This is a genomic window from Thioclava sp. JM3 (genome assembly GCF_002213185.1).
Taxonomy (GTDB): domain Bacteria; phylum Pseudomonadota; class Alphaproteobacteria; order Rhodobacterales; family Rhodobacteraceae; genus Thioclava; species Thioclava nitratireducens.
On the sequence record NZ_NBOB01000002.1, the window covers coordinates 77,324 to 90,443 of the forward strand.

Consider the following 13,120-nt stretch of genomic DNA (forward strand, 5'->3'; position numbering starts at 1 on the left):
TGCATGTATGGCCTTTGAAAACGCTGCCGCTAGGTGCATTTCTGGGTAATTGACTCGGGCTTGCCCGAAAGGAATTGGAGGAAAGCGTCATGGGGACCAAGCAGCGATTGCCCGACCGCAAAAGCAAGATCACGGTGCGCGAGGTCGCGCGCCGTGCCAATGTCAGCGAGTCGACGGTCTCTCGCATCATGCGCAACAAGGGACTCGTCGCCGAAGCTACCCGCGAGAAGGTCATGGAGACGGTCCGCGCGATGGGCTACGTCCCCAACCGCATCGCTGGCTCGCTGGCCTCGCTCGACTCCTTCCTCGTCGGCGTCGTCATCCCGTCGCTCTCCAACATCGTCTTCCCGGAAGTCCTGCAGGGCGTCCATGCCGGGCTCGAGGGAAGTGACCTGCAGCCGGTGATCTCGACCACGGATTATAATGTGGACCGCGAAGAGGCCGTGGTGCGCGGCATCCTCAGCTGGAAGCCGGCCGCGATCCTGCTTGCCGGGTTCGACCACACCGACGCGACCCGCAAGATGCTAGAACAGAGTGATATCCGCGTCGTCGAGATGATGGATATCGACAGCACGCCGATCGACATCGCTGTGGGCACCTCGCATCGCCGTGCAGGCCACGCCATCGGTCGCCACCTGATTTCACGCGGCTACCGCCATTTCGGCTATGTCGGCCATGACTGGGAGGCCGACCGCCGCGCGCGGCTGCGCTATGACGGGCTGTGCGAGGCGCTGTCCGAAGCGGGGCTCTCCATCGAGGCGCATGCGATCGATGACGGGCCCAGCTCGGTCGGTACGGGTCGAGAACAGACAGCGCGCCTGCGTGCTTCGGCCCCGCAGGTCGACGTCGCGGTCTATTCCAACGACGACATGGCGGTGGGCGGCGTCTTCCACTGCCTTGCCGAAGGCATCAGCCTGCCCGACCAATTCGCCATATTCGGCTTCAACGGTCTCGATATCGGCAAGGAACTGCCCCAGCCGCTCTCGACCGTCCGCTCGAACCGTTTCCTGATCGGCAAGAAGGCGATCGAGGAAGTTCTGGCCTCGCCAGAACGCCCGTCTGCGCCGACCATCATCGACACTGATTTCGAGGTCTTCGCCGGTGCGACTGCCTGAAGCGCGCGCCGATCTCGGACACCGAACTGAAAGGAGAAATGCCATGCATCCCGCTCTCGCCAAAGGCAATGTCGCAGTCGTCACCGGAGGGGCCTCGGGTATCGGTCTCGCTGCCGCCCGCCACCTCGCCGGGCTTGGGATGCGCGTCTGCATCGCCGATCTGGCGGGGGCTGCGCTCGACGCCGCCTCCGACGCTCTGATCGCCGCGGGTGCCGCGGAGGCGGACGTGATGACGCTGGCGACCGATGTCTCGGACCGCGCGCAGCTCATGGCGCTCGCCGACGAGGTCTGGGCGCGCTTCGGTCCGGTCAACCTGCTGATGAACAACGCGGGGATGCAGCCCGGCAGTTCGATCTTCGATGAGGAAGGCAACTGGGACCGCATCCTCGAGGTGAACCTGGGCGGGATCATTCGTGGCAGCCAGATTTTCGCGCCGCGCATGATCGCGTCGGGCACGCCTGGCCTGATCGTCAATACCGGCTCCAAGCAGGGGATCACCACGCCCCCGGGCGATCCGGCCTATAACGTGTCGAAAGCCGGCGTGAAGGCCTTCACCGAGGCGCTGCAGCACGAGTTGCGCAACCGCGAGGACTGCAAGGTCGAGGCAGGGCTGTTCATTCCGGGCTTCGTCTACACGCCGCTGACCGCGGGCGGGCGCACCGAAAAACCCGCTGGCGCCTGGACGCCCGAACAGGTCGTGGAATTCCTCTTCGACTCGATCGAGCGCGGCGATTTCTACATCCTGTGCCCGGACAACGACGTGGACCGCGCGACCGATGTGAAGCGCATCCTCTGGGCGGCGGGCGACATCACCGAGAACCGCCCGCCGCTGTCGCGCTGGCATCCCGACTACGATGACGCCTTCAAGGCGTGGCTGAAGGCGTGATGCGGCCATGACGACCCGGGTGCATCGTATCGCGGCCATCCCCGGCGACGGGATCGGGCCGGAGGTGGTCGACGCCGCGCTAACGGCGCTCGATCACCTGAGCCGCCAGACCAACGCCTTCCGGCTGGAGATCGACCGCTTCGACTGGGGCTCGAAACGCTATCAGCGCGAAGGCACGTTCATGCCCGCGGACGGGGTCGACGCGCTGCGGGCCTATGACGCGATCCTCTTCGGCGCGGTCGGCGCGCCGGACGTGCCCGATCACCTGACGCTCTGGGGGCTGCGCCTCGCGATCTGTCAGGGGCTCGATCAATACGCGAACCTGCGGCCCACCCGGATCCTGCCCGGCCTGTCGAGCCCGCTTGCGGGTGTCGGCCCGGACGACCTGGACTGGCTCATCGTGCGCGAGAATTCCGAGGGCGAATATGCGGGGCAGGGCGGGCGCAGCCATCGCGGCCAGCCGCATGAGGTCGCCACCGAGACCGCCATCTTCACCCGCACGGGCGTCGAACGCATCATGCGCGTGGCTTTCTCGCAGGCCCAGGCACGTCCGCGCAAACGGCTGACGGTCGTCACGAAATCCAACGCGCAGCGCTACGGGCTCGTGCTCTGGGACGAAATCGCCGCCGAGATCGCGGCCGAGTTTCCCGACGTGACGTGGGACCGGATGCTGGTCGACGCGATGACCGTGCGCATGACGCTCGATCCGCATTCGCTCGACACGATCGTCGCCACGAACCTGCACGCCGACATCCTCTCGGATCTGGCTGCGGCGCTGGCCGGCTCTATCGGCATCGCGCCCACGGCCAACCTCAACCCCGAGCGCGCTGCGCCTTCGATGTTCGAGCCGATCCACGGCTCCGCCTTCGACATCACCGGCAAGGGCGTCGCAAATCCCATCGGCACCTTCTGGAGCGCGGCGATGATGTTGGAGCACCTCGGAGAGACCGAGGCAGGGGCGCAAATGATGCGCGCGATCGAACTCGTGACGGCGGATCCCGAAAGCCGCCCCCGCGACCTCGGCGGCACGTCCGGCACTGCACAGGTGACGGAACGGCTCTGCCGTGCGCTCGACGAGATAGTGGGGGGCAGCTGAAAGTTACGTCGCAGCTTCAGAAGCTCTCGCGTTTCAGCGCCGTGGTTTGAAATCCGCCACGCTATCGCGCACAACCAGTTCGCCCGTCATCAGGACCTTCACCGGAGATTGATCTCGCTCGTCCGTCGCGATGAGGTCATCGAGCAGGCGGATCGCCATCGCGCCGATGCGCGCTTTCGGAACGTCGACCGAAGTCAGGGGCGGATCGAAGACGCTCGAGGTCGGAAGGTTGTCGAAGCCCACGACCGAAACATCTTCCGGCACTCTGTGGCCCAATTCGCGCAAGGCCCTTACGAAGCCGAAGGCGATGATGTCATTCGCACAGAAATAAGCATCCGCGAGAGGCCGGTCGCCCAACTGGGTCAAGGCTTCTTCATAGGCGCCGTCCAGCGTCGACTTCACCGAAAGTTCCTGCGCGTCCTCGCTCTGCAATCCGAACGCTGCGGCCGCGTTCCGGAACGCCGTTTGACGCAGCCGGAAGTTCATCACCTCGCTGTAACTTCCGACATAGCCGATCTTGCGAAAGCCGCGCGAAACCAGATGCGAGAGCGCATCGTAGACGAGTTGATCGTTGTCCATATCGACGAAATTCGCCTTCAGGAACGGGTGATAGGTGTCGATGAGCACGGTCGGCAGCGGCGCGCGCTCGATGATCGTCTCGATATCTTCGCGTGAAAGTTCGGTGCCGAGCACGACGATGCCGCGCGGTTCCGAGCCGTCCAGGCTCGACAACAGTTGATGCAGCGATTGCTGTTCGTAGCTCACGACCTGCAGCGCGTAGTCGCGGCGAAGCGCCTCGAAAGACATCCCGTCGATATAGTCCGAGATGAAGTGGTTGTGGTCGCGATTCACCGTCTGGCCGTGGCGCGCGATCTTGAGAAAGCGGATCGTGTTGGTGACTTCGGTCCGCGCCCGATTCGAGCGCGGGGTGTAGTTCAACGCCTCCACCGCTTCCAAAACGCGGGCGCGGGTGGCCTCCGAGATGTCGCCCTTGTCGTTCAGGACCAGCGAAACGGTGGCAGCGGAAACCCCCGCGTGCCCGGCAACTTCGCGCAGGGTGACCGGCTTTTTTGGCTCAATTTCCATCGTGTCGCTCATGTGGCCTTCAATCTATGGGCGAACCTCCCGCACTGCACAACGGGCCTTCGGAAAGTTCGGTCTTTTTATTCGCTCGCGCTCGAAGCAGCTAGTGAACAAACGGGGTTGACTTTAGTAAACATAATAGTACGAATTTAGTAAATAAGATAATTCTTCAGTAAACGGCGCGGGGGGAGGAGATGTCGAAACTGGATGGGAACCTGTTTGTGTTGTCCGTGCTCATCGTGCTGCTTCTAGCAGTCGGCGGGGCGGCATCCGGCGGCAATTACCTTTCGATCTACAATCTGCAATCGATGGCGAACCAGGTGCCCGAGATCGGGCTGCTCGCGATCGGCGTGATGCTGGCGATGTGCTCCGGCAACGGTGGGATCGACCTGTCGGGGATCGCGCTTGCGAACCTCTCGGGCGTGGCCTCGGGGCTTGTTGCGCTGTCGATCTTCCCGGTCGACGAAGCGCCCGTGCTGTTCACTATCACCTTCGCCGGGGGATGTCTGATCATCGGCGTGCTGGGCGGTGCGCTGAACGGATTTCTGATCTCGCGTTTCGAGATCACGCCGATCCTGTGCACCTTGGGCACGCAGATGGCCTTCACCGGCGCGGCGGTCGTGTTCTCGGAAGGGCGCTCGGTAACGATCGGATCGCCGCCCGCGCTCTACGATCTGGGCAATGGCCTGATCTTCGGAGTGCCGGCGAGCTTCCTGATCTTCCTCGGCGCTGCTTTGATCCTGGGCGGGGTGCTGCGCTTCACGCCCTACGGGATGAAGCTGATGCTGACCGGTGCCAACCCGAAGGCGGCGCTGTTCAGCGGCTTCAATCGCGACCGCATCCTGATCACGACCTACGCGCTCTCGGGGCTGATGGCCGGTCTGGCCGGGGTCATCATCGCGGCGCGGAACATCAACGTGAAATGGGACTACGGCACCTCTTATCTGCTGATCGCGATCCTTGTCGCGGTGATGGCGGGGGTGCGGCCCGAGGGCGGCTATGGGCGCATCGTGAATGTCGTGCTTTCGGCGATCACGCTGCAGCTTCTGTCGAGCCTGCTGAACTTCGTCGGGTTCTCGAATTTCGTGCGGGATTTCGCCTGGGGCGCGCTGCTGCTGTGCTTCCTCGCGGTCAACCGCTTCGAGCTGGTCGACCAGGTCATCACACGCTTTTCGCTGGGGCGCGCGGCGCGCGCTCCGAAACACTGAGCCGAAGAATGTAATCCAGGGAGGAGATCATCATGGCATTCAAAGGACTGAAAATCGGCCTGTTGGCCGCGACCACGGCGGCAATGCTGGCTGGCGCACAAGGGGTCGCAGCGCAGGAAGGCAAGTCGATCACCACGGTCGTCAAGATCAGCGGTATCCCGTGGTTCGACCGGATGAAAACCGGTGTCGAGAAATACGCGCAGGAACATCCCGACATGAAGATCGAGCAGGTCGGCCCCGCCACGGCGGATTCCGCCCAGCAGCTGCAGATCGTGCAGGATCTCGTCGCGCGCGGCGTCGATGCGCTGGCCGTCGTGCCGATGGATCCGGCGATCCTCGAAGGCGTGCTCAAGCGCGCGATGGATCGCGGCATCGTCGTCGTGACCCACGAGGCCGACAACCAGAAGAACACCATGGCCGATGTCGAAGCCTTCGATAACGCGGAATATGGTGCGGCGCTGAACGAGCGTCTGGCCAAGTGCATGGGCGGCAAGGGCAAGTGGACGACCTTCGTCGGCTCGCTGGGCAGCCGCACCCACATGCAATGGGTCGGCGCGGGCGAGGAGAACGCGAAGAAATACCCGGATATGGAACTCGTCGATCCGAACAACGAAAGCTTCGACGACGCCCAGGGCACCTACGAGAAAGCCAAGGAAATCCTGCGCAAGCACCCGGATATCAAGGGCTTCCAGACTTCGGCGGGCAATGATGTGCTCGGCGTCGGTCGCGCGATCGAAGAAGCCGGTCTGGCCGGCAAGGTCTGCCTTGTGGGCACCGGTCTGCCGAACCCCTCGGCGGCCTATCTCGACAGCGGGGCGATCACCGCGATCGGTTTCTGGGATCCGCAGAAGGCCGGTATGGCGATGAACTCGCTGGCCACCAAGATCCTCGCGGGTGAAGAGATCACCGACGGCATGGATCTGGGTGTCGACGGCTACCACAGTGTCAGCGTGCGCCCCGGTGCCGGTGACGGCGTGCTCGTCGTGGGTAACGGCATGGTTCTCGTCGACAAGGATACCTACAAAGAGACCCTTTTCTAAGACGTGAAAAAATCGGTCGGCCGGGGGCAGCCCCGGCCGGCTTTCGAACCGCCCGTGCCTAGGCTGGAGGAGCTGCGGCGCATGGGACGGAAAAGACCGGTGTTCAGGGGGAGCAATCAGATGTCAGACGGACATTTTCTGGAGCTGCGCGGCATCCACAAACGCTTTGGCGGTGTTCACGCGCTGCGCGGCGTCGACGTAACGATCGACACTGGTGTCGCCTATCACCTGCTGGGCGAGAATGGCTGCGGCAAGAGCACCTTCATCAAGATTATTTCGGGCGCCCATGCGCCCAGCGAGGGAGAGATCGTGCTCGATGGGCAGGCGCATAGCGAGCTGTCGCCGATCCAGTCGCTCGAAGCGGGGATCGAGACGGTCTATCAGGACCTCTCCCTGCTGCCGAACCTCTCCGTCGTGGAAAATGTCGCGCTTGGCGACCAACTGGTGAGCGGCAACGGGCGCCTGATGCGGCTCCTGAACCGCCGCCGTCTGCGCGAAACGGCCCGCGAGGCAATCCGCAATGTCGGGCTGGAGCCGACGGCGAAACTCCTTAACACAATGGTCGGGGATCTGCCGCTTGCGATCCGGCAGCGCGTCGCCATCGCGCGGGCCATCGCCGCTGACGCGCGGCTGGTGATCATGGACGAGCCGACCACATCGCTCACCCGGCACGAGGTCGACGCGCTGATCGAACTGGTCGGCAAATTGCTCGAACGCGACGTGGCGGTGCTGTTCGTGACCCACAAACTGGAGGAGTGCTACCGCATCGGCGGGCAAGCGATCATCTTCCGCGATGGCGAGTGTATCTCGCAGGGCCCGATCGCGGACTATTCCCGCGCCGAGCTTTCGCATCTGATGACCGGGCGCGAACTGGACACGATGCGCTACCGCAATGGCACGCCGCGGGCCGAAGAGGTGCTGCGCGTCGAGGGGGCGAGCTCCGGCGCGGACTTCGAGGATGTCGCCTTCTCGCTGAAGGCGGGCGAGGTGCTTGGCATCACCGGTCTCTCGGATTCCGGTCGCAACGAGGTCGCGCTCGCGCTGGCCGGCCATCAATCGCTGAGCTCCGGTCATATCGAGATTTCCGGCGCGCAGGTGCATCTCGACTCCCCCGCGGACGCGATTGCACGCGGCATCGGCTATGTCCCCGAGGACCGCCTCTCCGAAGGGCTGTTCCTGCAGAAGTCGATCTACCAGAACGAGGTGACGCTGATCCTCGACCGGCTCCGTGGGCGCGGGGGCGTCGTCGACAAGCGCAAGGGGCGCGAGGCGGCGAGCAAGATTTCCGAGGCGATGAACCTCAATACCGGCAATATCGACCTGCCGGTCTCGGCGCTCTCGGGCGGCAACCAGCAGCGCGTGCTGATCGGCCGGTGGCTCAGCATCGAGCCGAAATTGCTGGTGCTTCATGGCCCGACCGTCGGCGTCGATGTCGGGTCGAAGGACACGATCTACCGCGCGATCCAGGCGATGGCGGAGCGCGGGATCGGGCTGATCATCGTCTCCGACGACCTGCCGGAACTGCTGCAGAACTGCGACCGGATCCTCGTGATGAATCGCGGTCGCCTCGTCGATGAACTCGACGCCGCGACCACCAACGAGAACCGTATTTACCAATCGATGCTTGGCTCGGCGAACGAGGCTGCCTGATGACCATGGTGCAAGAGATGAATGACCGATCAACGCCCAAACGTCCCGAGGACAAACTGACGATTTGGGAGACCCTGCGACGTCGCCCCGAGATGGTGACGCTGACCATCCTCGTCGTGATCTGCGTGGCGGTGTCGATCATCAACCCCAACTTTCTGCAGCCGGGCTCGCTCATCGATATGGGCCGCGCGAGCGTGGTGACCGGGCTCTTCGCGCTCGGTGTCTTCGCCATTCTCGCGGCAGGGGGCATCGACGTCTCCTTCACCGCGATCGCGGCGCTGACAATGTATTCGCTTACGAAATTCGTGATCACCGTGGCGCCCGATCTGCCGATGGCGGCGATCATCGCGATTGCAGTTGTGGCCGGTGCGCTTCTGGGCGCGGTGAACGGCCTTCTGGTTCACGGGCTGCGCGTGCCCTCGCTGATCGTCACGATCGGCACGCAATACCTGTTCCGCGGCATCCTGCTGGCCTTCGTGGGCACGGTTTGGCTGATGGAGCTTCCGCCGCAGATGACCGCCTTCGGCAAGGCCGCGCTCTACCAGTTTCAGGGCGCCAATGGCGTGACCGTCGATCTGCCCGCCTATTTCCTGATCTTCCCGGTCGTCGTCGGGCTGGCCTGGTTCCTGTTCGACCGCACGCTGATGGGGCGGGCGATCTTTGCCACCGGCGGCAACCCGGAGGTCGCGGCGCGGCTCGGCTATGGCCAGCGCGTGGTGCATGTCTTCGTCTTCGCCTTCGCGGGGGCGCTCGCAGGTCTCGCAGGCATCATCCATGTCAGCGCGACCCGCATGGCCAACCCGTTCGATCTGGTCGGCACCGAGATCGAGGTGATCGCCGCCGTCGTTCTCGGCGGGGCGCGGATCACTGGCGGCACGGGCTCGGTGCTGGGCACCGTGGCCGGTGTTCTCCTGATCACCGTGGTCAGCAACACGCTGGTTCTGGTGGGCATCCCCAGCACCTGGCAGCGCCTTGTCGTGGGCGCGTTCATCCTTCTCGCAGCGGCCTTCTTCGTGCGCCGCAAGCAAAAACCCAAGCAACGCAAAGCAGAGTGATCCGATGAAGAAGTTTCTCAACAAACCCGAAGATTTCGTCGAAGAGATGCTGGAGGGGATTTACGCCGCCCATCCGGAAGTGACCCATGTCGCGGACGATCTGCATTGCTTCGTGACGGCGAACCCGGTCCCCGGCAAGGTTGGGATCGTGACGGGGGGCGGCTCCGGCCACCTGCCGCTGTTCCTCGGCTATGTCGGCGACGGGATGCTCGACGGTGCGGGTGTCGGCGGCGTGTTCCAGTCGCCCAGCTCGGACCAGATCCTCGAAGTGACAAAGCATGTCGATCAGGGGGCAGGGGTTCTCTATCTCTACGGCAATTACAGCGGCGACATCATGAACTTCGACCTCGCCGGGGAACTGGCCGAGGTCGATGATATCGAAACCGCCACCGTGGTCGGCAATGACGATGTGGCCTCCTCCAAGCCGGGCGAGGAACACAAGCGCCGCGGCGTCGCCGGGATCGTCTTCCTCTACAAGGTCGCGGGAGCCGCCGCCGCCGAGATGAAGCCGCTCTCCGAGGTCGTCCGTCTGACCGAGAAGGCGAAGGCGCGCACCCGCACAATGGGCGTGGCGCTGACGCCCTGTATCGTGCCTGAAGTCGGCAAGCCCAGCTTCACGCTCGGCGAAGACGAGATGGAAATCGGCATGGGCATCCATGGCGAGCCGGGGATCACCCGCAAGACGCTCGAGCCCGCAGATGCCGTCGTGGACGAAATGATGGAGCGCATCTTCGCCGAGCAGGACTACGCGGCAGGCGATGAGGTTGCGATCATCGTCAACGGGCTGGGCGCGACGCCGATGGAAGAGCTCTACATCTTCTACCGCCGCATCTCGCAGCTGTTCGCACAGCGCAACGTGACCATCTCGCAGGTCTGGATCGGTGAATTCGCGACCTCGATGGAGATGGCGGGCGCCTCGATCTCGGTCCTGCATCTCGATGACGAGCTGAAGCCGCTCATCGAACGCAGCGCGACGACGCCGTTCTTCAAACATATCGCGAAGTGAGGGCTGCCATGACGATGAATGCAAGTGCGCTGCCCGGTCTGTTCAACCGCTATCGGGATCGGTTCGCCGCCGAGAAACAGGCCCTGATCGAGCTCGACGGCAAGGTCGGCGACAGCGATCTGGGTCTGACCATGGCGAAGGGTTTCGCCGCCGCAGCGGCCGCCCTTGAGGAAAAGGCGCCCGAGACGCTGGCAGACGGGATGAAGACCGCGGGCGCCGCGATCGCGAAAGCCGCGCCCTCGACCATGGGCACGCTGATGGCAACGGGTTTCCTGCGCGGAGCGAAGGCACTCGACGGTGCGGAAGTGATGGACACCGCCGCGCTGGCCGATTTCTGGGCTGCCTTCCGCGACGGGATCGCGCAGCGCGGCAAGGCGCAGCTGGGTGACAAGACCGTACTCGACGTGCTGCACCCGGTCGCCGAGACCATCGCCGCGCAGGCGCAGGCGGGCGCATCTCCCGCCGAGGCATCACACGCAGCAGCCCAAGCTGCGAAAGAGGCGCTGGAGGCGACCAAGGAGATGGAAGCCCAGCACGGCAAGGCTGCCGCGTTCGGCGAGAAATCCAAGGGAATTCAGGACGCGGGCGGCACCGTCGCGTGCATCCTCATCGAAGAGACAAGCGCTGCCTTGGGCGCGTAGGAGAGGGACATGCACTATAATACGCTGGGACGGAGCGGGCTGAAGGTTTCGGCCCTCGCGATGGGCACTTTCACCTTCGGCGGCGAAGGTCCCTTCGCGATGGTCGGCAGTCAGGGCGTGGCCGAGGCCCGCGACCTGTTCGATTGCGTGATCGACCACGGTGTGAACCTGATCGACACGGCGAACATGTATTCCACCGGCGCCGCCGAAGAGATCGTGGGCGAGGCGCTGGAAGGCCGCCGTGACAAGGTGCTGATCTCGTCGAAAGCTCGGATGCCGATCGATGACGGCCCCAATGGCGAGGGCGCGAGCCGCTGGCACCTGATCCGCGAATGCGAGCGTAGCCTGAAACGTCTGCGCACCGATCACATCGACATCTATCATATCCACGAATGGGACGGCCAAACCCCCGTCGAGGAAACGCTCGAAGCCCTGCAAACGCTGATCGACCAGGGTAAGATCCGCTATGCGGGCTGCTCGAACTATACCGGCTGGCAGGTCATGAAATCGCTGATGGCCTCGGAGAAGCCGGGTCGGGCGCGGTTCGTTACGCAACAGATCCACTACACGCTCGAGGCGCGCGAGGCGGAATACGAGCTGCTGCCGATCGCGGTCGATCAGGGCGTCGGCGCGACCGTCTGGAGCCCGCTTGCCGCAGGGCTGCTGTCGGGCAAACACACCCGCGACAATCCGGTGGCGGAGGGGAGCCGTCAGGCCAAGGGCTGGACCGAGCCGCCGATCCGGGATCAGGAACGGCTGTGGAAGATCGTCGATGTGCTGAACGCGCTCGGCGAGGCGCATGGCGTCGAAGCGGCGCAGATCGCGCTGGCATGGCTGCTCACCCGTCCCGGCGTTGCCTCGCTGGTGGTCGGCGGTAGCACGGTGGCGCAGTTCGAGCGCAACTTCCGCGCGCTCGACGTCAAGCTCTCCACCGAAGATCTCGCCCGCCTCGACGAGGTCAGCCGCCCGCCCCTGATCTACCCGCTGTGGCATCAGGAACAATTCGCCAAGCCGCGCTTCGGCCCGGCGGACGGGATCGTGACGGGCTAATCGAGCCCGGCGGGATCAACTTAAGCTATCGCGCGGCACGGGCGAACTCGTTTCGTGCCGCGCGAAGACCTCAGGGGTGCAGTTCGGCCCGGAGGCGCTTCAACTCTTCCGCAGGCATAAGTTCAACGCCCTTCGTCATGTCGTGCAATTCCTTGAGGAGTGCGTGCGCTTCCTCGACTTCGGCCTGTTCGATCCTTCGCGAAGGATGGGCGAAGAAACCGGCGGACCGGGTCTCGTCGCCGACAGCGACGGCCTTCCCATAGCGCAGTCCGAACTCGGTCGCCTGACCGAACACGTTGCTCTCGTCCTGCTCCGCGAGTTCGGACCAATCGCAAATGCCTGTATGCGTCATGGCCCATCTGACCGTCGGATCCCGGAACACGAGACCGTTCGCAGTATAGAAATCGATCCATTCCTGTGGATATGTCTGGTATAGGAGTGTAGGGTTTGCAAAGCGCACATGCAGCCCTAAGGCGAATTTCCAGTCTGATATTGCACTCATAAGTTGCAATTTCCGGCGCAATGTACGCACATCGATCATGCAGCTACCCTTGTATTATGTTCAGTGAATCCCTCGACCAACGCATTGCGGAACTATCTTGGTCCAACCGAGCCGCACTTCCGTAGTGACTATTGAGCACTCGGACAGAATGGAAGTTCGAAACGGCATGATTCTTCGTGATCACCACAGCCTTTTCGCCGATCTCGCTCCGGCAGGCTGCTACGTCGCCTTGCGGGCTGGCTTTTTCGCGCCTGAAGCCGAGTTGAACCTGTTTCCACCTGAATGGATCAATCATTACACGTTTTCCGGGTTGGCGCTGGCCGACCCGCTGCTGCGCTGGTGCCAGGAAAATTCGGGCTATGCGCGGTGGGGTGAAATAGACAGCTTCGTCGGCACGAGCTTCATGCGCGACTATCGGTCTTTCGGATTCGAATTCGGAGGTGTCGTGTCGATCCACGGGACGCAGGAGATGCCGAAGCGGAGCCTTGGCATCTTTGCGCGCTCAGACCGGGAGCTTCGGGTTTCCGAAATGAAAGAGATCGAGAGGGTTCTCTCGCGCATCCATGCGGACGAGCCCGAGATGCCGACCGAGGCGCAAATGGAAGCGCTCCAACTCTATTCCAAGGGCTATCTCCACAAGCAGGTCGCCCACGAATTGCAGCTCTCCGTCGGGGGCGTCAAGGCGCGACTCAGGGGCGCTGCGGACCGGCTCGGGGCGAAGACCTTGCGAGAGGCTGCGAGCATCGCCGCGAGCCGAGGCCTCCTGTAAGCGTCCCGACCGCCTCGTT

Annotated in this window: 13 protein-coding genes; 11 read left to right on the forward strand and 2 right to left on the reverse strand. The window is 63.7% G+C overall.

Annotated features, from left to right (window positions below; all coding sequences use genetic code 11):
- Positions 1–89: 89 nt before the first annotated feature.
- The 3 genes from B6V73_RS03715 to B6V73_RS03725 are packed head-to-tail and all read left to right on the forward strand — an operon-like array spanning position 90 to position 3,097.
- A complete protein-coding gene (locus B6V73_RS03715) occupies positions 90–1,115 on the forward strand; it encodes a LacI family DNA-binding transcriptional regulator (protein WP_088724567.1) in 1,026 nt (341 codons plus the stop codon).
- 43 nt (positions 1,116–1,158) lie between these two features.
- Entirely contained in the window at positions 1,159–2,001 is an 843-nt protein-coding gene (locus B6V73_RS03720; protein WP_088724568.1) for an SDR family NAD(P)-dependent oxidoreductase, read from the forward strand.
- A gap of 7 nt (positions 2,002–2,008) precedes the next feature.
- Positions 2,009–3,097 carry a tartrate dehydrogenase gene (locus tag B6V73_RS03725; RefSeq protein ID WP_088724569.1) on the forward strand — a complete coding sequence of 363 codons (1,089 nt, stop codon included), beginning with the start codon at positions 2,009–2,011 and terminating at the stop codon, positions 3,095–3,097.
- Positions 3,098–3,130: 33 nt separating this feature from the next.
- Here the strand turns inward: B6V73_RS03725 and B6V73_RS03730 are convergent, their stop codons facing one another.
- Entirely contained in the window at positions 3,131–4,183 is a 1,053-nt protein-coding gene (locus B6V73_RS03730) for a LacI family DNA-binding transcriptional regulator (protein WP_206185560.1), read from the reverse strand.
- A 191-nt stretch (positions 4,184–4,374) separates the two neighbouring features.
- Here B6V73_RS03730 and B6V73_RS03735 point away from each other — a divergent pair, with 191 nt between their 5' ends.
- From B6V73_RS03735 to B6V73_RS03765, 7 genes are all read left to right on the forward strand, one after another.
- Positions 4,375–5,388 (forward strand): ABC transporter permease, encoded by a 1,014-nt coding sequence (locus tag B6V73_RS03735; RefSeq protein WP_075776409.1) that lies wholly within the window; start codon positions 4,375–4,377, stop codon positions 5,386–5,388.
- 32 nt (positions 5,389–5,420) lie between these two features.
- Positions 5,421–6,428: a substrate-binding domain-containing protein gene (locus B6V73_RS03740; protein ID WP_075776408.1), complete on the forward strand. Its 1,008-nt coding sequence runs from the start codon at positions 5,421–5,423 to the stop codon at positions 6,426–6,428.
- 120 nt (positions 6,429–6,548) lie between these two features.
- Positions 6,549–8,078: a sugar ABC transporter ATP-binding protein gene (locus tag B6V73_RS03745; protein ID WP_088724570.1), complete on the forward strand. Its 1,530-nt coding sequence runs from the start codon at positions 6,549–6,551 to the stop codon at positions 8,076–8,078.
- On the forward strand, positions 8,078–9,133 hold the full coding sequence (locus tag B6V73_RS03750; RefSeq protein WP_166504566.1) for an ABC transporter permease: 1,056 nt from the start codon (positions 8,078–8,080) through the stop codon (positions 9,131–9,133). Before B6V73_RS03745 ends, B6V73_RS03750 begins: the two co-directional genes overlap by 1 nt.
- A gap of 4 nt (positions 9,134–9,137) precedes the next feature.
- Positions 9,138–10,139 carry a dihydroxyacetone kinase subunit DhaK gene (locus B6V73_RS03755; protein WP_088724571.1) on the forward strand — a complete coding sequence of 334 codons (1,002 nt, stop codon included), beginning with the start codon at positions 9,138–9,140 and terminating at the stop codon, positions 10,137–10,139.
- Between the two features lie 8 nt (positions 10,140–10,147).
- Entirely contained in the window at positions 10,148–10,780 is a 633-nt protein-coding gene (locus B6V73_RS03760) for a dihydroxyacetone kinase subunit L (RefSeq protein ID WP_199224625.1), read from the forward strand.
- A gap of 9 nt (positions 10,781–10,789) precedes the next feature.
- Complete coding sequence (locus tag B6V73_RS03765; protein WP_088724572.1) at positions 10,790–11,830, forward strand: aldo/keto reductase; 1,041 nt, start codon at positions 10,790–10,792, stop codon at positions 11,828–11,830.
- Positions 11,831–11,900: 70 nt separating this feature from the next.
- Here B6V73_RS03765 and B6V73_RS03770 read toward each other — a convergent pair whose 3' ends face one another.
- Complete coding sequence (locus tag B6V73_RS03770) at positions 11,901–12,371, reverse strand: autoinducer binding domain-containing protein (protein ID WP_088724573.1); 471 nt, start codon at positions 12,369–12,371, stop codon at positions 11,901–11,903.
- 127 nt (positions 12,372–12,498) lie between these two features.
- Here B6V73_RS03770 and B6V73_RS03775 point away from each other — a divergent pair, with 127 nt between their 5' ends.
- Positions 12,499–13,101, forward strand: coding sequence for an autoinducer binding domain-containing protein (locus tag B6V73_RS03775; RefSeq protein ID WP_168174861.1), 603 nt, complete (start codon positions 12,499–12,501; stop codon positions 13,099–13,101).
- The last annotated feature ends 19 nt before the right edge of the window (positions 13,102–13,120 follow it).